16 protein-coding genes are annotated in these 20,750 nt (G+C 73.4%); 11 read left to right on the top strand and 5 right to left on the bottom strand.

Annotated elements, in window-relative coordinates:
- Window positions 1-122 precede the first annotated feature (122 nt).
- A complete protein-coding gene (gene hflX, locus AC07D6_RS11800) occupies window positions 123-1,616 on the top strand; it encodes a GTPase HflX (RefSeq protein WP_315880786.1) in 1,494 nt (497 codons plus the stop codon).
- 93 nt (window positions 1,617-1,709) lie between these two features.
- Here the strand turns inward: hflX and AC07D6_RS11795 are convergent, their stop codons facing one another.
- On the bottom strand, window positions 1,710-2,888 hold the full coding sequence (locus AC07D6_RS11795) for a trypsin-like serine peptidase (RefSeq protein ID WP_479043525.1): 1,179 nt from the start codon (window positions 2,886-2,888) through the stop codon (window positions 1,710-1,712).
- A 415-nt stretch (window positions 2,889-3,303) separates the two neighbouring features.
- Between AC07D6_RS11795 and AC07D6_RS11790 the strand changes: the two genes are divergently transcribed.
- Window positions 3,304-3,498 (top strand): hypothetical protein, encoded by a 195-nt coding sequence (locus AC07D6_RS11790; RefSeq protein WP_479043523.1) that lies wholly within the window; start codon window positions 3,304-3,306, stop codon window positions 3,496-3,498.
- Window positions 3,499-3,640: 142 nt separating this feature from the next.
- Window positions 3,641-5,608 carry an ATP-dependent DNA helicase gene (locus tag AC07D6_RS11785; protein WP_479043522.1) on the top strand — a complete coding sequence of 656 codons (1,968 nt, stop codon included), beginning with the start codon at window positions 3,641-3,643 and terminating at the stop codon, window positions 5,606-5,608.
- 66 nt (window positions 5,609-5,674) lie between these two features.
- Here AC07D6_RS11785 and lexA read toward each other — a convergent pair whose 3' ends face one another.
- Window positions 5,675-6,466 carry a transcriptional repressor LexA gene (lexA, locus tag AC07D6_RS11780; RefSeq protein WP_315878859.1) on the bottom strand — a complete coding sequence of 264 codons (792 nt, stop codon included), beginning with the start codon at window positions 6,464-6,466 and terminating at the stop codon, window positions 5,675-5,677.
- Between the two features lie 511 nt (window positions 6,467-6,977).
- On the opposite strand from lexA, the gene nrdR reads away from it, so the two are divergent.
- Both nrdR and AC07D6_RS11770 read left to right on the top strand, forming a co-directional pair.
- Window positions 6,978-7,487, top strand: coding sequence for a transcriptional regulator NrdR (nrdR, locus tag AC07D6_RS11775; RefSeq protein WP_315878858.1), 510 nt, complete (start codon window positions 6,978-6,980; stop codon window positions 7,485-7,487).
- A 158-nt stretch (window positions 7,488-7,645) separates the two neighbouring features.
- On the top strand, window positions 7,646-10,516 hold the full coding sequence (locus AC07D6_RS11770) for a vitamin B12-dependent ribonucleotide reductase (RefSeq protein ID WP_479043520.1): 2,871 nt from the start codon (window positions 7,646-7,648) through the stop codon (window positions 10,514-10,516).
- A gap of 194 nt (window positions 10,517-10,710) precedes the next feature.
- Here the strand turns inward: AC07D6_RS11770 and AC07D6_RS11765 are convergent, their stop codons facing one another.
- The gene (locus AC07D6_RS11765; RefSeq protein WP_479043518.1) at window positions 10,711-11,238 is read right to left on the bottom strand and encodes a TerD family protein; all 528 of its coding nucleotides are present in this window, start codon (window positions 11,236-11,238) and stop codon (window positions 10,711-10,713) included.
- A 133-nt stretch (window positions 11,239-11,371) separates the two neighbouring features.
- On the opposite strand from AC07D6_RS11765, the gene AC07D6_RS11760 reads away from it, so the two are divergent.
- A complete protein-coding gene (locus AC07D6_RS11760) occupies window positions 11,372-11,977 on the top strand; it encodes a YdbC family protein (RefSeq protein WP_479043517.1) in 606 nt (201 codons plus the stop codon).
- Window positions 11,978-12,007: 30 nt separating this feature from the next.
- On the opposite strand, the gene AC07D6_RS11755 is transcribed toward AC07D6_RS11760, so the two are convergent.
- Window positions 12,008-12,670: a TetR/AcrR family transcriptional regulator gene (locus AC07D6_RS11755; protein WP_479043516.1), complete on the bottom strand. Its 663-nt coding sequence runs from the start codon at window positions 12,668-12,670 to the stop codon at window positions 12,008-12,010.
- A 122-nt stretch (window positions 12,671-12,792) separates the two neighbouring features.
- Here AC07D6_RS11755 and AC07D6_RS11750 point away from each other — a divergent pair, with 122 nt between their 5' ends.
- From AC07D6_RS11750 to AC07D6_RS11735, 4 genes are all read left to right on the top strand, one after another.
- Complete coding sequence (locus tag AC07D6_RS11750; RefSeq protein WP_479043515.1) at window positions 12,793-14,403, top strand: ABC-F family ATP-binding cassette domain-containing protein; 1,611 nt, start codon at window positions 12,793-12,795, stop codon at window positions 14,401-14,403.
- A gap of 41 nt (window positions 14,404-14,444) precedes the next feature.
- Complete coding sequence (locus AC07D6_RS11745) at window positions 14,445-15,356, top strand: ADP-ribosylglycohydrolase family protein (protein WP_479043514.1); 912 nt, start codon at window positions 14,445-14,447, stop codon at window positions 15,354-15,356.
- 252 nt (window positions 15,357-15,608) lie between these two features.
- Window positions 15,609-16,319: a ribonuclease HII gene (locus tag AC07D6_RS11740; RefSeq protein ID WP_315878851.1), complete on the top strand. Its 711-nt coding sequence runs from the start codon at window positions 15,609-15,611 to the stop codon at window positions 16,317-16,319.
- Window positions 16,320-16,410: 91 nt separating this feature from the next.
- The gene (locus tag AC07D6_RS11735; protein ID WP_315878850.1) at window positions 16,411-17,043 is read left to right on the top strand and encodes a hypothetical protein; all 633 of its coding nucleotides are present in this window, start codon (window positions 16,411-16,413) and stop codon (window positions 17,041-17,043) included.
- 92 nt (window positions 17,044-17,135) lie between these two features.
- Here the strand turns inward: AC07D6_RS11735 and AC07D6_RS11730 are convergent, their stop codons facing one another.
- On the bottom strand, window positions 17,136-17,765 hold the full coding sequence (locus tag AC07D6_RS11730) for a hypothetical protein (RefSeq protein ID WP_315878849.1): 630 nt from the start codon (window positions 17,763-17,765) through the stop codon (window positions 17,136-17,138).
- Between the two features lie 786 nt (window positions 17,766-18,551).
- Here AC07D6_RS11730 and AC07D6_RS11725 point away from each other — a divergent pair.
- Entirely contained in the window at window positions 18,552-20,711 is a 2,160-nt protein-coding gene (locus tag AC07D6_RS11725) for a RecQ family ATP-dependent DNA helicase (RefSeq protein ID WP_479043566.1), read from the top strand.
- The last annotated feature ends 39 nt before the right edge of the window (window positions 20,712-20,750 follow it).

Here is a 20,750-nt window from a genome sequence, read left to right as displayed (position 1 = left end):
CCGTGCGACCATCGTCACGTCGGCGGCGCCGCCGGGGAGTGGCCCGGCCCTCTGCGGGAATGATCCGGGGAGAGCGGGCGTTGTGCCTGACGAATCGACTTTTCCATCGACGTAAGGATCCAATGACCTCCTCTTCATCCCCTTCCCAGGACAAGCTGAGCTCCGCGGAGCCGAACCGCGCCGAGAGCCTTCGGGCCGATGCCCTGATGGAAGAGGACGTCGCCTGGAGCCACGAGATCGACGGAGAGCGGGACGGCGACCAGTTCGACCGCCAGGAGCGCGCCGCGCTCCGCCGTGTGGCCGGCCTTTCCACCGAGCTCGAGGACGTCACCGAGGTCGAGTACCGGCAGCTGCGCCTGGAGCGCGTCGTGCTGGTCGGCGTCTGGACCTCGGGGACCGTGCAGGACGCCGAGAACTCCCTGGCCGAGCTGGCCGCCCTCGCCGAGACGGCGGGCGCGCTCGTCCTGGACGGCGTCATCCAGCGCCGCGACAAGCCCGACCCGGCCACGTACATCGGCTCGGGCAAGGCCGACGAACTGCGGGACATCGTGCTGGAGACCGGTGCCGACACCGTCGTCTGCGACGGTGAGCTGAGCCCCGGCCAGCTGATCCACCTGGAGGACGTCGTCAAGGTCAAGGTGGTCGACCGGACCGCCCTGATCCTCGACATCTTCGCCCAGCACGCCAAGTCGCGCGAAGGCAAGGCGCAGGTCGCGCTCGCCCAGATGCAGTACATGCTGCCGAGGCTGCGCGGCTGGGGCCAGTCGCTGTCCCGGCAGATGGGCGGCGGCGGCGGTGGCGGCATGGCCACCCGAGGCCCCGGTGAGACCAAGATCGAGACGGACCGTCGACGGATCCGCGAGAAGATGGCGAAGATGCGCCGGGAGATCGCGGAGATGAAGACGGGCCGCGACATCAAGCGCCAGGAGCGGCGGCGCAACAAGGTGCCGTCGGTCGCCATCGCCGGCTACACCAACGCCGGCAAGTCGTCCCTGCTCAACCGGCTGACCGGCGCGGGCGTCCTGGTGGAGAACGCCCTGTTCGCCACCCTCGACCCGACGGTCCGCCGGGCCGAGACGCCCAGTGGCCGCCTGTACACGCTGGCCGACACGGTCGGCTTCGTCCGGCACCTGCCGCACCACCTCGTCGAGGCGTTCCGCTCCACCATGGAGGAGGTCGGGGACTCCGACCTGATCCTCCACGTGGTGGACGGCGCGCACCCGGCGCCGGAGGAGCAACTGGCCGCCGTGCGCGAGGTGATCCGCGACGTGGGCGCGACCGGCGTGCCCGAGATCGTCGTGGTCAACAAGGCGGACGCGGCCGACCCGCTCGTCCTGCAGCGGCTGCTGCGCGTCGAGAAGCACTCGATCGCCGTCTCGGCGCGGACCGGCCAGGGCATCGCGGAACTCCTCGCGATGATCGACGCCGAGCTGCCCCGCCCGGAGGTCGAGGTCGAGGCGCTCGTGCCGTACACGCAGGGCGGACTGGTCTCGCGGGTGCACGCCGAGGGCGAGGTGATCTCCGAGGAGCACACCCCGGAGGGCACGCTGCTCAAGGCGCGGGTGCACAGCGAGCTCGCCGCGCTGCTCGCCCCGTACAGCGCCGTCACGGCCTGACGCGCACGACGAAGCGGGGGTCCCCGGCCGCACCGGCCGGGGACCCCCGCTTCTCCCGTCGTCACCGCCGCCGAGGCCCGGCGGTCCGGTGGCCTATCGGCCCGCGAACTTCTCGCTGACCGCCGTGAAGACGCCCTTCGCCTCCGCGCCGAGGCGCGGCCCGGCGAGCCAGCCCGCCTGCACCGGCCCGATCGAGGTGTTCGACACGAGCGCCGGCTTGCCGTCCCCGCCCGTGGCGACCCAGCCGCCGCCCGACGAACCACCGGTCATGCTGCACCCGATGCGGTACATCGTCGGCTGGTCGGCCTTCACGGACAGTCGGCCCGGCTCGTCCGCGCACCGGAACATCCTCTGGCCGTCGTACGGCGGCGCCGCCGGGTAGCCGGTCGCCTCCATGCTCGCGATCTTCGACACGGCAGGCGCCTCGAAGTCGACCGGCAGCGCGGAACCGACCGTCTCCTCCAGTGACTTGCCGCCGCTTCCCTTCTCCGGCGTCACGTGGACGACCGCGAAGTCGTACGGGGCGCCCTGGCCGCCCGTCGGCGCGCCCTGGTCGATCCACTGCTCGGAGGTCTGGGCCCAGTCGCCCCACCACACGCCGTACGGGGCGATCTCCTCGCGGGACGCCTTCTCCAGCTCCGCGGTCGACAGGCCCTTGTCGTTGTACGACGGGACGAACGCGATGTTCCGGTACCAGCCGCCGTTCTTGCCGGCGTGGACGCAGTGCCCGGCCGTCCACACGAGGTTCGACCTGCCGGGGTTCGCGGGGTCCTTCACGACCGTCGCCGAGCACACCATCGAGCCCTTGGGGCCGTCGAAGAGGAGCTTGCCGGCCTCCGGCGCGCTGCCGTGGTACTCCGGCTCCACCTCCTTGGCCTCGACCCGCCGGGGCGTCGGGTCCGTCACGCCCTCGTCACTGGGGAGGTCCCCCTCCTCGACCGGCCGGTCCGGCTCCTCCGCCTCCCGCATGCGGTCCGGGTTCCAGAGGTCCTCGATGATCGGGTTGACGAAGTCCTGGGCCTCCCGCAGCCACTTGTCCCTGTCCCAGTTCCGCCACTCGCCGTCCCGCCACTTGTCCAGGTCGATCCCGTGCTCCTTGAGCCGGTTCTTCAGGTCGTCCGGGATGGTGATCTTCCCGTTCCCGCCGGGGGTGTGGACCGCGGAGGCGCTGGGAGCGGCGGCCGGGTCCTCCTCGGGGCCGCAGCCCGTGGCGGTCAGCGCCAGCGCCGCCGCGACGGCGGCCGACGCGAGCAACGGACGAATCGTTCGCATGTGAGTGATCCCCCTGGGACTTCGTGAGCCGAGCGCTCTTGCGGAAGCGCTCCTCGAACGCGGAACTTCGTACTGCGGAACTGCGCGCTCCGGCAGCGGCCGGGACGGCGCCGGGCGCCGGAGCGCGGCCCCCACTATGCCGGTGCCCTTGGGGACGGCGTGCGGCAGGGCGGCGGTTCCCCGGCGCGGGGATCTTCGAAATGCCCGTGATCCCCCGTAGATGTCGTCGTTGGTACGGGCGGGACGCGCGGCCCCGGCGCCCGGCTGCCGGCTGCCGGCGCGGCTCGGGGAGCCGGCCGCCGTGCCCCCCGCGTCGGTGGCGTACGCGGCCGGGGCCTCATGACCGGCGTCGAGCCGGTCGACGCCGCGTCCGGCCCGGTGACGCGCCCCGCCCGCCCCGGCCCCCGCGGAAGCCGTGCGGCGGGAGTGCCCGGGCCGGGGCCTCGTCGGTACGGCGGGGCCGCGCTCCGGTGCCGTACGGCTCCTGCCGCCGCCGGCGCTCACCGGCGAGCAGGCCGCTGCCGTCCCCGACCGCTTCGCCGACGCCCTCGCCACCGCCGAACGGGCCCTCCTCCGCCAGGGGTTGGCCCGGCCCGTCAACCCCGTGTGACCGGGGGCGGCCCGGTATCGCCCGTACGGGTGGCGCGCGACCGCTGCCCGGGGCGGCTGCGCCGGGGGAGTGGCCGGAAGCGGGCGGGGAAAACCCGAGGGGTGGTCCGGCTGTCGGTGCGGCGCCGTAGGGTGGACGGGCTATGACGAAGCCATCCCTCCCCGAGCTCCTCCACGCCGCCGTCACCGCCGTCGGCGGCACGGAAAGGCCAGGCCAGGTCGCCATGGCCGAGGCCGTCGCCCAGGCCGTCGACGACGGTACGCACCTGCTCGTCCAGGCCGGCACCGGCACCGGCAAGTCCCTCGGCTACCTGGTGCCCGCCCTGGCCCACGGGGACCGCGTCGTCGTGGCGACGGCCACGCTGGCCCTGCAGCGGCAGCTCGTCGAGCGGGACCTGCCCCGGACGGTGGAGGCGCTGCACCCGCTGCTGCGCCGCCGCCCGGAGTTCGCGATGCTGAAGGGCCGCTCCAACTACCTGTGCCTGCACCGGATCCACGAGGGCGTGCCGAAGGAAGAGGAGGACGGGCTGTTCGACCCGTTCGAGGCGGCCGCCCCGACCAGCAAGCTCGGGCAGGACCTGTTGCGCCTGCGGGACTGGTCGGACGAGACGGAGACGGGGGACCGGGACGACCTGACGCCGGGCGTCTCCGACCGGGCGTGGGCCCAGGTGTCCGTCTCGTCGCGCGAGTGCCTGGGGGCGAGCAAGTGCGCGTACGGAGCCGAGTGCTTCGCGGAGGCCGCGCGCGAGCGCGCCAAGCTCGCCGAGGTCGTGGTGACCAACCACGCGCTCCTCGCGATCGACGCCATCGAGGGCGCCCCGGTCCTGCCGCAGCACGAGGTGCTGATCGTCGACGAGGCGCACGAGCTGGTGTCCCGCGTGACCGGCGTCGCCACCGGTGAGCTCACGCCCGGCCAGGTCAACCGGGCGGTGCGGCGGGCGGCCAAGCTCGTCGACGAGAAGACCGCCGACCAGTTGCAGACCGCGGCGGAGGGGTTCGAGAAGCTGATGGAGCTGGCCCTGCCCGGCCGCCTCCAGGAGGTCCCCGAGGACCTGGCGTACGCGCTGATGGCCCTGCGGGACGCGGCACGCGCGACGATCACGGCGCTGGGCAACACGCGGGACCGCTCCGTCCAGGACGAGGACGCCGTCCGCAAGCAGGCCATGGCCTCCGTGGAGAACGTCCACGCGGTGGCGGAGCGCGTCGCGAACGGCTCCGAGTACGACGTGGTCTGGTACGAGCGGCACGACCGCTTCGGCGCTTCCCTGCGGGTGGCGCCGCTGTCCGTGTCGGGGCTGCTGCGCGACAAGCTGTTCGCGGACCGGTCGGTCGTCCTGACGTCCGCCACGCTGAAGCTGGGCGGGGACTTCAACGGGGTGGGGGCCTCGCTGGGGCTCGCCGCCGAGGGCGTCGAGGGCGAGGACCTCCCGGTGTGGAAGGGCATCGACGTCGGGTCGCCGTTCGACTACCCCAAGCAGGGCATCCTCTACGTGGCCCGCCACCTGGCGACGCCCGGGCGGGAGGGCAGCCGGACGGACATGATGGACGAGCTGGCGGAGCTGATCGAGGCCGCCGGGGGCCGGACGCTCGGCCTGTTCTCCTCCATGCGGGCGGCGCAGGCCGCCGCCGAGGAGCTGCGGGGCCGTCTGGACAAGCCCGTGCTGTTGCAGGGCGAGGACACGCTGGGCGAGCTGATCAAGGCGTTCGCCGGCGATCCGGAGACCTGCCTGTTCGGGACGCTCTCGCTGTGGCAGGGCGTCGACGTGCCGGGGCCGAACTGCCAGCTGGTGGTCATGGACCGCATTCCGTTCCCGCGCCCCGACGATCCGTTGATGAGCGCCCGCCAGAAGGCCGTGGAGGAGGCGGGGGGCAACGGCTTCATGGCCGTCGCCGCGACCCACGCGGCGCTGCTCATGGCGCAGGGCGCGGGCCGCCTGGTGAGGGCGACGGGCGACCGCGGCGTGGTGGCGGTCCTGGACCCGCGCCTGGCGAACGCCCGGTACGGGAGCTTCCTGCGCGCCTCGATGCCGGACTTCTGGTACACGACGGACCGCAACCAGGTCCGCCGCTCCCTGGCGGCCATCGACCGGGCGGCGAAGGCCGCGGTCTAGCCGGACACAGCAGGGCCCCGGGACCGGCGCAGAGGTCCCGGGGCCCGGTCGGGGGCGACGGAGTGTTCAGACCCGCCGCAGAACCGCCACCACCTTGCCGAGGATGGTCGCCTCGTCGCCGGGGATGGGCTGGTAGGCGGCATTGTGCGGAAGCAACCAGACATGGCCGTCCTCCCGCTTGAAGCGCTTGACCGTGGCCTCGCCGTCCAGCATGGCGGCCACGATGTCGCCGTTCTCCGCGACCGGCTGGCGACGGACCGTGACCCAGTCGCCGTCGCAGATCGCGGCCTCGATCATGGAGTCCCCCACGACCTTCAGCACGAACAGCTCGCCGTCGCCCACCAGTTGCCGGGGGAGGGGGAAGACGTCCTCGACCGACTCCTCGGCCAGGATCGGCCCGCCGGCGGCGATCCGGCCGACGAGCGGGACGTACGAGGCGGCGGGCTTGCCGGTCGTGTCCGCGGGCTGAGCGCTCGGCTGGTCGGAGCCCCGCACCTCGTACGCGCGCGGGCGGTGCGGGTCCCGCCGCAGGAAGCCCTTCCGCTCCAGGGCCATCAGCTGGTGCGCCACCGACGACGTGCTGGACAGGCCGACCGCTTGGCCGATCTCCCGCATCGACGGTGGGTACCCGCGTCGCTGCACGGAGTCGCGGATGACCTCGATGACCCTCCGCTGCCGGTCGGTGAGGCCCGAGCTGTCGGCCCGGATGCCGGGAGGTCGGCCGGGGAGCGAGCGCGTGGGCTTGGCGGGCTCGGGAGCCGTGCCCGCCTCGTTCATGGTCACGGCGTGTACCGGCTCGAATCGGCCCTGGGAGCGGCCCTGGGCGGTGATGGTGGCACTGTCTGCGGTGGTGGTCACGTCGGCCCCTCTCGAATGGTCTCCCTGGCTGGCACAACGGTAGTTGCTTTCGAAAGGTTGCGCCAAACACACGTTCGAGTGAAAAAAAGGGGAATGGCTTACATGTGCGTGTGCCTGGGTGTATGTGCGACCTTTCGCCACAGAGGCGATTCGGGTCATCACGGTATCGCCCACCGCCGCCCCGGCGGCGCACGCCCCGCTCCGCGCGGCGTGCCGCGCCGCCCGCCGGAAGCCCGCCGCCGGTCCCTTCTGTCGTGCCCCGGAGTCCTCGGGGGCCGGTCGTGCCGTAGGCTCGTCGCCGGCCCGGAAGACCGGCGCGCGGCGCGACACGCGCCACGCCGCGAATGAGGGTCGGGCCCTACATGTAGTGGTTGCATGGTCACAGGCACCCAGAAGTTGTGGTCCCCGTCCGTCGGGGCGATGGGCATCGCCTATGCTTGTGGCTGCTTCGAGGGGCCCCGGGAGGGCCCTCCGAGGCTGTTCAGTCGTGCTGTGAAGGAGGGTTGGGACCATGCACTGCCCCTTCTGCAGGCACCCCGACAGCCGTGTCGTCGACAGTCGCACCACCGACGACGGGACGTCCATCCGACGCCGCCGCCAGTGCCCCGACTGCTCCCGCCGTTTCACCACGGTGGAGACCTGCTCCCTCATGGTCGTGAAGCGGAGCGGGGTGACCGAGCCCTTCAGCCGGACCAAGGTCATCAACGGCGTGCGCAAGGCGTGCCAGGGGCGGCCCGTCACCGAGGACGCCCTCGCGCAGCTGGGCCAGCGGGTCGAGGAGGCCGTCCGGGCCACCGGCAGCGCGGAACTCACCACGCACGACGTCGGTCTCGCCATACTCGGTCCGCTGCAGGAACTCGACCTCGTCGCGTACCTGCGCTTCGCGTCCGTGTACCGCGCGTTCGACACGCTGGAGGACTTCGAGGCCGCCATCGCGGAACTGCGCGAGCGGCGGCCTCCCGCGGAGGAGCGCGGCACCGGTGCGGCCCCCGGGGTCCCGGTGCCCGCAGCCGCCGACTGAGCGGCCGGCCGGACCCCGCGGTCCGGCGACCGGCCGCCGAGGCGGCCAATCGACCTGCCACGGGCGTTACGAGCGGCGCCCGCGGCGACAGTACAGAGACCGTGCCTTGGGAAGATCTGGGCACATAAGGGCGTTTTTGCCCACATATGGGAGGCGGCATGACAGAGACGACGAGCGGCCCGGCACGAGGCTCCCGCGCCAAGGGGCCCAAGGCGGGCAAGGGCCTGCGCATCGAGCGCATCCACACGACCCCCGGCGTGCACCCGTACGACGAGGTCGCCTGGGAGCGCCGTGACGTCGTCATGACCAACTGGCGCGACGGCTCGGTCAACTTCGAGCAGCGCGGCGTGGAGTTCCCCGACTTCTGGTCGGTGAACGCGGTCAACATCGTCACCAGCAAGTACTTCCGGGGCGCCGTCGGCACCCCCCAGCGCGAGACGAGCCTGAAGCAGCTCATCGACCGCATCGTGAAGACCTACCGCAAGGCCGGCGAGGAGCACGGCTACTTCTCGTCGCCCGCCGACGCGGAGATCTTCGAGCACGAGCTCGCCCACGCCCTCCTGCACCAGATCTTCAGCTTCAACTCGCCGGTGTGGTTCAACGTCGGCACGCCGCAGCCCCAGCAGGTCTCCGCCTGCTTCATCCTGTCCGTCGACGACTCCATGGAGTCGATCCTCGACTGGTACAAGGAAGAGGGCATGATCTTCAAGGGCGGTTCCGGCGCCGGCCTGAACCTCTCCCGCATCCGCTCCTCCAAGGAGCTGCTGTCCTCCGGCGGAAACGCCTCCGGCCCGGTCTCCTTCATGCGCGGCGCCGACGCCTCCGCAGGAACGATCAAGTCCGGCGGTGCCACGCGCCGCGCGGCCAAGATGGTCATCCTGGACGTCGACCACCCCGACATCGAGGACTTCATCGAGACCAAGGTCAAGGAGGAGGAGAAGATCCGCGCCCTGCGCGACGCGGGCTTCGACATGGACCTGGGCGGCGACGACATCACGTCCGTCCAGTACCAGAACGCCAACAACTCGGTCCGCGTGAACGACGAGTTCATGAAGGCCGTGGAGACCGGCGGCACGTTCGGCCTGCGCGCCCGCATGACCGGCGAGGTCATCGAGGAGGTCGACGCCCGGTCGCTGTTCCGCAAGATGGCCCAGGCCGCCTGGGCCTGCGCCGACCCGGGCATCCAGTACGACGACACCATCAACCACTGGCACACCTGCCCCGAGTCCGGCCGCATCAACGGCTCGAACCCGTGCAGCGAGTACATGCACCTGGACAACACGTCCTGCAACCTGGCCTCGCTGAACCTGATGAAGTTCCTGAAGGACGACGGCAAGGGCCACCAGTCCTTCGACGTCGAGCGCTTCTCGAAGGTCGTCGAGCTGGTCATCACCGCGATGGACATCTCCATCTGCTTCGCGGACTTCCCGACCCAGAAGATCGGCGAGAACACCCGCGCCTTCCGTCAGCTCGGCATCGGCTACGCCAACCTCGGCGCCCTGCTCATGGCGACCGGCCACGCGTACGACTCCGACGGCGGCCGCGCCCTGGCCGGCGCGATCACCTCGCTGATGACCAGCACCTCGTACCGCCGCTCCGCCGAGCTGGCCGCGGTCGTCGGCCCGTACGACGGCTACGCCCGCAACGCCGAGGCGCACAAGCGCGTCATGAAGCAGCACGCCGACGCCAACACCACCGCCGTCCGCATGGACGACCTGGACACGCCGATCTGGGCCGCCGCCACGGAGGCCTGGCAGGACGTGCTCCGCCTCGGCGAGAAGAACGGCTTCCGCAACTCCCAGGCGTCCGTCATCGCCCCGACCGGCACGATCGGTCTCGCGATGTCCTGCGACACCACCGGCCTCGAGCCCGACCTCGCCCTGGTCAAGTTCAAGAAGCTGGTCGGCGGCGGCTCGATGCAGATCGTCAACGGCACGGTCCCGCAGGCCCTGCGCCGCCTGGGCTACCAGGAGGAGCAGATCGAGGCGATCGTCGCCCACATCGCCGAGCACGGCAACGTGATCGACGCCCCGGGCCTCAAGCAGGAGCACTACGAGGTCTTCGACTGCGCCATGGGCGAGCGCGCCATCTCCCCGATGGGCCACGTCCGCATGATGGCCGCGATCCAGCCGTGGATCTCCGGCGCGCTCTCCAAGACGGTCAACATGCCGGAGACGGCGACCGTCGAGGAGGTCGAGGAGATCTACTTCGAGGCGTGGAAGATGGGCGTCAAGGCGCTCGCGATCTACCGCGACAACTGCAAGGTCGGCCAGCCGCTCTCCGCCAAGAAGAAGGAGGAGAAGAAGGCCGAGGTCGAGCCCGCGAAGGTCGAGAAGGTCGTCGAGTACCGCCCGGTCCGCAAGCGCCTGCCGAAGGGCCGCCCGGGGATCACCACCTCCTTCACGGTCGGCGGCGCCGAGGGCTACATGACCGCCAACTCCTACCCGGACGACGGTCTCGGCGAGGTCTTCCTGAAGATGTCCAAGCAGGGTTCGACCCTCGCGGGCATGATGGACGCCTTCTCCATCGCCGTCTCGGTCGGCCTGCAGTACGGCGTGCCGCTGGAGACGTACGTCTCGAAGTTCACCAACATGCGCTTCGAGCCGGCCGGCATGACGGACGACCCGGACGTGCGGATGGCCCAGTCGATCGTCGACTACATCTTCCGCCGCCTGGCGCTGGACTTCCTGCCGTTCGAAACCCGCTCGGCGCTCGGCATCCACTCCGCCGAGGAGCGCCAGCGCCACCTGGAGACCGGTTCGTACGAGCCGGCCGAGGACGAGGTGGACGTCGAGGGCCTCGCCCAGTCCGCCCCGCTCCAGCAGGAGCCGAAGGCCGTCGCCCCCGCCCCGAAGGCGGAGACCCCGGCCCCCGCTCCGAAGCAGGCGCACACGTCCGCGGAGCTCGTCGAGATGCAGCTCGGCATCCAGGCCGACGCCCCGCTGTGCTTCTCCTGCGGCACGAAGATGCAGCGCGCCGGTTCCTGCTACATCTGCGAGGGCTGCGGCTCCACCAGCGGTTGCAGCTGACCCGGGACCGGGCCGCGTCGGACGTCACGTCCGGCGCGGCCCGCGCGGGCGGCTGACGCGCGATCCACCGAGGGGGACCGGCCGACGGCCGGTCCCCCTCGGCCGTACCCGTGACGGGTCGGAGTCACGGACGCCGTGCGCCCGCTCCGCCGGCGGGCGCGCCGGTCCGCGGCCCCCGCCAGCCTCCCGGTCCCTTACCGGGGGGTGCCCATCAGGCGGGTGAAGGCGTCCGGGTCGGAGTCGAAGCCGTGGACGGCGGGCCTGTACGTCCAGGTGCTCGGAGTCTCGCGGGTGAACTCCACGACGGTCGCCGAGGTGGCGTCCCGCACGGCGGTGAAGTCGTCGCGGAACAGCTCGTCGTAGCCCTCCTTGACGATCACGCCGGTGTTCGCCACGTCGCCGAAGGTGACCCGGCCGCCGCCCTGCTGGATGGCGACGCCCACCACCACGCGCGCGTAGGCGGGGGCGAGCCGGTCGAGCTCCAGCGTCATGGACTCGTCGATGCCCAGGCCCTGCCCCGTACGGCTGTCCCTGTTCAGCGTGATCGTGCCGTCCGGCGAACGGCTGTCGAAGTGGACCAGGTACGCCGGTGCGCCGGTCGGGTCCTGGGCGCCGTAGACGGCGGCGATGATGTCGAGGTCGTGGACCGGGCCGCCGCCGGTGCTCGGGTCCCACCTGAGGGCCACTTCGACCTTCTCGACACCCTTGTTGAGACTGCTCACAGCTTCCCCCTCTCCGGGTACCGGTGCCGCGGAGGGGCAACTCCCCTCCGCGCCGGATCCGTTGTCCATGGTGTCACGGAGCGTCAGTGGAGAATGCCATATGGGCCGGTTCCCCGCGCCGTACGATGGCGCGGTGCTGGTCAAGTGGACTCGCTGCACCGTGGTGGACCGTCGGGGGTTCGAGCGGGGGCAGCGGAAGTGGGCGGGACTGCTGGGGGAACCCGGCTTCCGGGGGCAGGGCGGCGGATGGAGCCGGCTGCGCCCCGGTGTGGCCCACGTCTTCTCCTTCTGGGAGAGCCGGCCCTTCTACGACTCCTTCATGGCGCGGTCACACGGCAGGCTGGCCGCCTCGCAGTCCGGCACCTTCAAGGACGCCCGGGTCAAGCTGTTCGACTACCGCTTCGACGTGAAGACCGGCTTCGAGCCGCGCTTCACCGACGCCGACGTCGTACGGGTCGCGCACAGCCGCATCCGCGAGGACCGGGTCGAGCACTACGCCCTGATGCAGGAGAAGGTGTGGAACCCCGCGATGGCCGGGTCCCCCGGCATGCTGCGCGGCCTGTTCGGGGAGGCCCCGGGCAACGAGTTCCTGGTCCTGTCGATGTGGCGGTCGGCGGCCGAGCACGGCAAGTACCGGGCCGAGCGGGTGGAGCGGCTCGCCCTGCGCGCCCAACTGGCGACGGACGTCGTCGCCCTGACCGGGGACGTCGTGGACCTCGACGCGGCCTGGACGGTGTGAGCGGGCCGGCGCCGCGGCGCGCGCCGGGCGTCAGCGGCCGGCGGCGGGGGAGGCCGGGCCCGCCGCCGTGTCCGTGTCGGCTTCCGTCGTGAACGCCCCCGCCCGCACCGCCGCGACGGCCGCCGCGGCCGCCTGGTCGGCCAGCGCCGCGTCGACCGGCTCCCGCGTGACGAACAGCCGGAGGAACAGCGGCGCCGACACGGCGCGCACCACCGCGCCCGCGTCCGTGCCGGCCGGTGCCTCGCCGCGTGCCACCGCGCGCTCGACGACGGCCTCGCAGCGCGCGAACCGCTCCGCGTAGAAGGCCCGCAGCGCATCGGCCGCGCGCTCCGACTGGAACGCCGCCGCGACGAAGGCCGTGGGCGCCGCGGCCGCCGCGGGGTCGGCGAAGGAGTCGCGCACCTCGCGCGCGAGGGCCCGCAGGTCGCCCTCCAGCGTCCCCGTGTCCGGCGGCGCCCAGCCGTCCTCGCCCGCGAGGTCCAGGGCGTCCGCCACCAGCCCTTCGACCCCGCCCCACCTGCGGTACAGCGTCGTCTTGTGCACGCCCGACCGCTCGGCCACGTACTCGACGGTGAGGCCCGGGTAGCCGTGCTCGGTCAGGCCCGTCAGCACGGCGTCGCGCACGGCCGCGCGGGTCCGCGCCGTACGGCCGCCGGGGCGGCGGGTGCCGGGTGGGGGAGTCCGCTGCTCCATGTCGCCAACCAATCGCCACTTCCGTTGCGTTAGACAGGATGAGTGTGTCACACTCTCGGTAACGCGACAAGAGTTGTGTTAATCCCTGCTCGTCCTCCGTCCGCCGGTCATGGAGGTGGCCTTTGCCCACGCAGATCTCCCTTCACCACGTGACCAGGTCCCGCGGCGAGCGACTGCTGCTCGACGACGTCTCCCTCACCGTGCGCCCCGGCGAGCGGGTCGGCATCGTCGGGGAGAACGGCGCGGGCAAGTCCACGCTGCTGCACCTCCTGGCCGGTGCGGAGGCCCCCGACGACGGCGAGGTGATCACCGTCGCCGAGGGCGGCGCCGGCCTGCTCACCCAGACCCCCCGGCTCCCGCCGGACCGCACGGTCGGGGAGGCCGTCGACGCGGCCCTGCGCGAACTGCGGGCCATGGAGTCCCGCCTCCGCGACCTCGAAGCGGCCCTCGGCGACGCGGACGACACCGCCCTCACCGCGTACGGCGAGCTGCTCACCGCGTACGAACTGCGCGGCGGGTACGAGGCGGACGCCCGGATCGACAAGGCCCTGCACGGCGTCGGCCTGGCCGGTGTCGGCCGGGACCGGCTCCTCGGCAGCCTCTCCGGCGGCGAGCAGGCCCGCCTGGGCCTCGCCTGCCTGATCGCCGCCGCGCCCGAGGTGATGCTGCTCGACGAGCCCACCAACCACCTGGACGAGAAGGCCCTCTCCTGGCTGGAGGACGCCCTCCTCGCGCACCGCGGCACGGTCGTCGCCGTGTCCCACGACCGGACCTTCCTGGAGCGCGTCGCCACCACCGTGCTCGACGTGGACGCCGACCGCCGCACCGTCGTGCGCCACGGCAACGGCTACGCCGGCTACCGGGAGGAGCGCGCCGCCGCCCGCCGCCGCTGGGAGCAGGCGTACGCCGACTGGCGCGACGAGACCGCCCGGCTGGAGGCGTACGCCGCCACCACCGCCCACGGCGTCGCCGCCGGCCGCGCGATCAGGGACAACAACAAGATGGCCTACGACCGCGCGGCCGGACGCGTCCAGGCGTCGGTCTCCGGACGCGTCCGCGCCGCGCGCGAACGGCTGCGCCGCCTCCACGAGGACCCCGTGCCACCGCCCCCGCGGCCCCTCGCCTTCACCGCCCGGCCCCTCACCGGCACGGTCGACGGCGACCTGGTGACCCTCGTGGACGTACGCGTGGGAGACCGGCTCGCCGTCGACCGCCTCACCGTCGCGGCGGGGGAGAAGCTGCTGGTCCACGGCGACAACGGCGCCGGGAAGACCACCCTGCTCCGCGTCATGGCCGGACTGCTCACCCCGGACAGCGGCTCCGTCACCCGGCGCGGCGCCATCGGGTTCCTCGCCCAGGAGATACCCGTCAGCCGCCCGGCGGAGCGGCTGCGCACCGCGTTCGGCCGCGGCCTGGCGGGCACCGAGGACGAGAAGGAGGGGCTCCTCCTGTCGTACGGACTGTTCCGCCCCCGGGACCTCGACACGCCCGTGGGCTCCCTCTCCGCCGGACAGCGCCGCCGCCTCGCCCTCGCCCGGCTCCTCGCCCGCCCCGCCGATCTGCTGCTCCTCGACGAACCCGCCAACCACCTCGCGCCCGACCTGGTGGAGGAGGTGGAGGAGGCCCTCGACCGCTGGACCGGCGCCCTCGTCGTCGTCTCCCACGACCGGCTGCTCCGCCGCCGCTTCACCGGCCGCACCCGGCGGCTGGAGGCCGGACGCCTCGTCCGCTGAGCCCGGAGCGGAGAGGCACCACCGGATAGAGTGGCCGGGCGATGACCGCTGACTTCTCTCCCGACCGGCGCTTCGAACGCGCTCTCGCCAGCCTCCGCGGACTGGCCGTGGGGGACGCCCTGGGCTCCCAGTTCTTCGTCCCCGCCCACTACCCCCTGCTGAAGCGGTGCGAGCTGCCGCCCGACCCCTGGCAGTGGACCGACGACACGGAGATGGCCTGCTCCGTCCTGGCCGTCCTCGCCGGACACGGCCGTATCGACCAGGACGCGCTCGCCCGGTCCTTCGCAGTGCACCACGACTTCGACCGGGGCTACGGTCCCGCCGTCAACCGCATGCTCCGGCTGGTCAGGGAGGGCGGCGACTGGCGCGAACTCGCCGCGGACCTCTTCCAGGGCCAGGGCTCGTGGGGCAACGGCGCGGCCATGCGGATCGCACCCCTCGGGGCCTGGTACGCCGACGACCCCGAACAGGCCACCCACCAGGCGGAGATCTCCTCCTACACCACGCACCAGCACCGGGAGGCGGTCGTCGGCTGCATGGCGGTCGCGGCGGCCGCCGCACTCGCCGCGGCGCCGCAGGGACCGCCCAAGGCCACCGACTTCCTCGACGCCGTCGTCGCCCTGGTGCCGCGCAGCGCCGTCGGCGCCGGACTGCGGCGCGCCCGCGACATGCTCGACTACGACGACACGCAGACGGTCGCCGCCGTCCTCGGCTGCGGCCGGCGGACCAGCGCCCACGACACCGTGCCGTTCGCCCTGTGGTCCGCGGCCCGCTCCCTCGACGACTACGAGCGGGCCTTCTGGACGACCGCGCAGGCCGGTGGTGACGTCGACACGACGTGTGCCATCGTCGGCGGTGTGGTCGCCGCCACATCGGCCGGTGCGCCGCCCGCCGACTGGCTGGCCCGCACCGAGGACCTCCCCGACTGGGTGCCGACCGGTCCCGGCTACTGACGCCCCGCCCCGCGCCCGCGCGCACCGCCCGCCCCACCCGTTCCCGCCCAGGTCAGACGGCCGCCCGGCGGCTTCCCCGGCGCGCCCGTGGCGGTGCCGGGAAGACGGCGGCGAGCCCCGCCCCGCCGCCGTCCCGCCACCGCCGCGCCCTCCACCGCCCCGGTCCGCCGGGCCGTCCCCGGGAGGAGGAGGGCACCGGATGCCCCTCCGGGTGTCGCGGGAGGGGACGGGCGGCGTAACCTGTCAGGCGCCATGCCGTACGAACCACCCACACACACCGTCGAGCGCTCGATCCGAGCGACAACCGGCGCCAAGGTCATCGCCGGAGTCGACGAAGTCGGCCGCGGTGCGTGGGCGGGGCCCGTCACGGTCTGTGCCGCCGTCACCGGACTGCGCCGGCCCCCGGCCGGACTCACCGACTCCAAGCTCATCACCCCCAGGCGCCGGGCCGAGTTGGCCGCGGAGTTGGAACGGTGGGTCACGGCCCACGCCCTGGGACACGCCTCGCCCGAGGAGATCGACGAGCACGGGATGACGGCGGCGCTGCGGCTGGCCGCCGTACGCGCGCTGGACGCGCTCCCGGTGCGTCCCGACGCGGTCATCCTCGACGGCAAGCACGACTACCTGGGAGACCCCTGGCAGGTCCGTACGGTGATCAAGGGCGACCGGTCCTGTGTCGCCGTGGCGGCGGCGTCGGTGATCGCCAAGGTGCGACGGGACGCGATGATGGCCGAACTGGAGTCGCAGGACGACACGTATGCGCCGTTCGCGTTCGCGGCCAACGCGGGTTACCCCTCGCCGGTGCACAGGGCCGCGCTCGCCGAGCTGGGTCCCACCCCGCACCACCGCATGACCTGGGCGTACCTGGATGCGCTGCCCCGGTGGCGGCACTTGAGGAAGGTCCGTGTGCCCGCGGAGACGACCGAACTGGAAGGCGGGGGCCAGCTCGGCTTCGACTTCTGACCGGTCACCAGGTGCGCGGCCGTACCGCCGGACCGCGCATACCAGCCACCCGCCGATGCCACTCGCACCGGCGTTTGATAAACATCCGATTATGCCTCTCACCCCCGAGGAGCCTCAGATTCACGAGAGTGCCCAGGGTCCCCGCGCCACGCCGGCCGCAGGCCGCCCCGCGCCGACCCCCAGACCCGTACCCGGCCCGCGTACCGCGGCCTCACCCCGCCCCGGTCGTCCGGGTGCCGGACCGGTCAGGCCCACGCCGCCGGTGCCGCGCCCGCACACCGCGGGCGGACAGCCGGCCCGCCGGCCGGAGAATCGTTCCGGGGGGTCCCGGAACGAACCTCAGGTCCAGCTGATCCCGGCTCCGCCGGCCGGTGCCCTCGACGCCGCCGAGGAGGCGGTCGACCTCCTGCTGGAGAACGGCCGCGCCCCCGGCGACATCCTGGTGCTCACCACCGGTGAGAAGCACCCGTGGGCGGCGCACGAGCTGTCGTTCGGCGAGGCCTCCTACTGGGCCCAGCACGACGCCGGTGACGACGTGTTCTTCGCCGACGCCTCCGCCGTGGACCGCGCTTCGGCCCGGCCCGTGGTGGTCGTCGCGGTCAACGGCGGCGACGACGCCGCCACCGCCCGGGCCCTGCCCGCCGCGATGAACCGCGCCGGTGCGCTGCTCATCGTCTGCGGCGATCCGAAGCGGATCAACACCGTGCTCGGCACCGCCCTCTGACGGAGGCTCACTCCACGGCCGGACGGCACCGCCGTCCGGCCCGGTGAGCCCCTGGCGGACCCGGTGAGCCCCGTCCGGGTCGGTGCGGGAGGCTAGCGTGCCGCCGTCCGGCGCAGGGCCTCGGCGGCACCGCTCGCCCTGCGCGGCGCGGACGGCCCCTCGTCCGCGCCGGCGTCCGACAGGTCGGTCGGCGGTGATGCCGCGTGCGGGCTCCGGCCTCCGCGGCCCTCGCCCAGCACCTGCCAGCCGTCGCCGGTCAGGGTGATGTACGCGCCGCAGCGGAGCCCGTGGAGCGTGCAGGCGTCCCGCAGGCCCCACATCCACGCCCCGTCCTCCTCCGTCCAGCGCGCGTCGCCCTCCCGGCAGTAGAGCAGGACGGCCGTACGCACCGGGGTGCGGCGCCGCAGATCGTGCGGGATCACCCGGCGCAGGTGCGCGAGCAGCGCGTTGCGGAAGTCCCACCCGTCCGCCGGCAGCGGCCCCGGCGTGAACGAAGCGCTGGCGATGAGCCGTTCCTCGTGGTCGAGGACGGCGACCACGGCGCTCCCCGGCCGCGGCCGGTGACGGGCGTGCAGTCCCGTGACGACGTCACGGGGGTTGCGCAGCAAGGGAATCCCGGCCGCCGCCCACTCGGCGGGCTCGAGCATACGGGCGAGACGGCTGGCGGAACCGGCCGGCGAGGTCAGCGAACTGGCTGCGGACGGAGCGAATCCGAAGGTCACGGTCCTCCCTTCGCATACGCGCCCACAGAGCGGGCAGGGGTCGGGTGAGGGCCCGCCGCGGCACGGCCCTCCCGGACTGCGAACGGACCGTGCAGGGGCGGATCCCAATTCTCGCTGGCCGCACGGGTGGGCGGCAACGAGCAATTGCGGCGCCTGCCGGGTATGGGATGTTATGACCCACAATTCCCGGCCGTGACGCTCCTTCCCACCGTCACGGGTCGGCCCGTGACCGCGAGGACCAGCGGAAACACCTCCGCCGTTCCCGCCGGGCGGGGCGACCGCGCCGGCCACGGCCGGTGTCCGGCCGCTGCCGGAGGAGCCGTCGACCGGAGCAGCCGCGGGGCCCCCGGCGGCAGCCGACCGGCGGGTCCGGGCGGAACCGCCGACGCCCCGCGCGCACCAGGGGCACGCCGCGCGCCGCCGACCCGAGAGGTTCCACCCCCAGCCCCCCAGACCCTGCGTCGGCCCGTTCCGCCCCTCCGCATCGAGGACCCCGCCCGCCGCCCCGGCCCGGACGTGCCGCCGCCCGACCGGAGGCTCCGGCGCGGGCGGCCCCCGGCCGTGGACGCCCCGGTCGCCCGGCCGCTCGGGCCGCACGACGGGAAAGGCGTACGCACTCCCCGCAGAAACAGACCCTGACCTGCGCGGACGCCATGATCGCGAGTGATCGCGGCCGGGCACTCCGCCCTGGTCGCGATCGGCGTGAGGCCAGGGCGCCCTTCCGCGATCCGACCGTCACACCGGGTGAAGTGGCCGTTCGTCCTCGCCATCGGGTTGCATGGGGGCATGGACAACCTGGAGCTCCGCACCGAAGCCGACGCCATCCTCGCCGAGCTCGTCGGTGATCCGGGGGGTTCGGCGCGGTTGCGGGAGGACCAGTGGCAGGCGGTGGCGGCCCTGGTGGAGGAGCGCCGGCGCGCGCTGGTGGTGCAGCGCACCGGGTGGGGCAAGTCGGCGGTGTACTTCGTCGCCACCGCCCTGCTGCGCCGGCGCGGCTCCGGCCCGACGGTGATCGTCTCGCCGCTGCTGGCGCTGATGCGCAACCAGGTCGAGTCGGCGGCGCGGGCCGGTATCCGGGCGCGCACCATCAACTCGGCCAACCCGGAGGAGTGGGACACGATCCACGAGGAGGTCGAGCGCGGCGAGACCGACGTCCTCCTCGTCAGTCCGGAGCGCCTCAACTCCGTGGACTTCCGCGAGCAGATGCTGCCCAAGCTCGCGGCCACGACCGGCCTGCTGGTGGTCGACGAGGCGCACTGCATCTCCGACTGGGGCCACGACTTCCGCCCCGACTACCGCCGGCTGCGGGCGATGCTCGCCGAGCTGGCGCCCGGCGTGCCGGTGCTGGCCACCACCGCGACCGCCAACGCGCGGGTCACAGCCGACGTGGCCGAGCAGTTGGGCACCGGCGCCGGCGAGGCCCTGGTGCTGCGCGGCCCGCTGGAGAGGGAGAGCCTGCGGCTGGGCGTGGTGCGGCTGCCGGACGCCGCGCACCGCCTGGCCTGGCTCGCCGAGCACCTGGACGAGCTGCCGGGCTCCGGGATCGTCTACGCCCTCACGGTCGCCGCCGCCGAGGAGGGGACCGCCTTCCTGCGGCAGCGCGGCTTCGCGGTGGCCTCCTACACGGGACGCACGGAGAACGCCGACCGGCTGCAGGCCGAGGCCGACCTGCTGGAGAACCGGGTCAAGGCGCTGGTGGCGACCTCGGCGCTCGGGATGGGCTTCGACAAGCCGGACCTGGGCTTCGTGGTGCACCTCGGCTCGCCGTCCTCGCCGATCGCCTACTACCAGCAGGTGGGACGTGCGGGGCGCGGGGTGGCCCACGCCGACGTGCTGCTGCTGCCGGGCAAGGAGGACGAGGCCATCTGGCGTTACTTCGCCGACACCGCCTTCCCTCCCGAGGCGCAGGTCCGCCAGACCCTCGCCGCCCTCGCCGACGCGGGACGGCCGCTGTCCGTACCGGCCCTGGAAGCGGCGGTCGACCTCCGGCGCACCCGCCTGGAGACCATGCTCAAGGTGCTCGACGTGGACGGCGCGGTCAAGCGGGTGAAGGGCGGCTGGATCTCCACCGGCGAACCGTGGGTCTACGACTCCGAGCGGTACGCCCGGGTCGCTCGGCAGCGGGCCGCCGAGCAGCAGGCCATGCGCGACTACGTGAGCACGGACCGGTGCCGGATGGAGTTCCTGCGCCGGCAGCTGGACGACGAGGAGGCGGCCCCGTGCGGCCGCTGCGACAACTGCGCGGGTGCCTGGGCCGACCCCTCCGTCTCGGCGGAGACGTTGACGGGCGCGGTGAAGGAGCTGGACCGCCCGGGGGTGGAGGTCGAGCCGCGCCGCATGTGGCCGACGGGGATGCCCGCGCTGGGCGTCGACCTCAAGGGGCGCATCCCGGCCAAGGAGCAGTGCTCCACCGGGCGCGCCCTGGGACGGCTCTCGGACATCGGCTGGGGCAACCGGCTGCGCCCGCTGCTGGCCGAGAACGCGCCCGACGGGTCGGTCCCCGACGACGTCCTGCGGGCCGCGGTGGCGGTCCTCGCCGACTGGGCCCGCTCCCCGGGCGGCTGGGCGCCGAACGTCCCGGACGCCTCCGCCCGGCCGGTCGGAGTCGTCGCCGTACCGTCCCTGACCCGCCCGCAGCTGGTCGGTACCCTCGCCCGGGGCATCGCGGAGGTCGGCCGCCTCCCCTACCTGGGCGCCCTGGCGTACACCGGGCCGGACGGCGCGCACGCGGCACGCCGCAGCAACTCCGCCCAGCGCCTCAGGGCGCTGTCCGGCGCCTTCGCCGTCCCCGAGGACCTGGCCGCCGCCCTGGCCCGCACTCCCGGCCCCGTCCTGCTCGTCGACGACCACACCGACTCCGGCTGGACCCTCGCGGTCGCCGCCCGCCTCCTCCGCCGGGCGGGCAGCGACCAGGTCCTCCCGCTGGTCCTCGCCACGACGGGCTGAACCCCTCCGCCCCCGCGTGCGACCGCTCGCCGTCCCGGC

The sequence above is a fragment of the Streptomyces sp. NPDC045287 genome (assembly GCF_056432325.1).
This window is presented reverse-complemented; position numbering and strand designations above follow the sequence as displayed.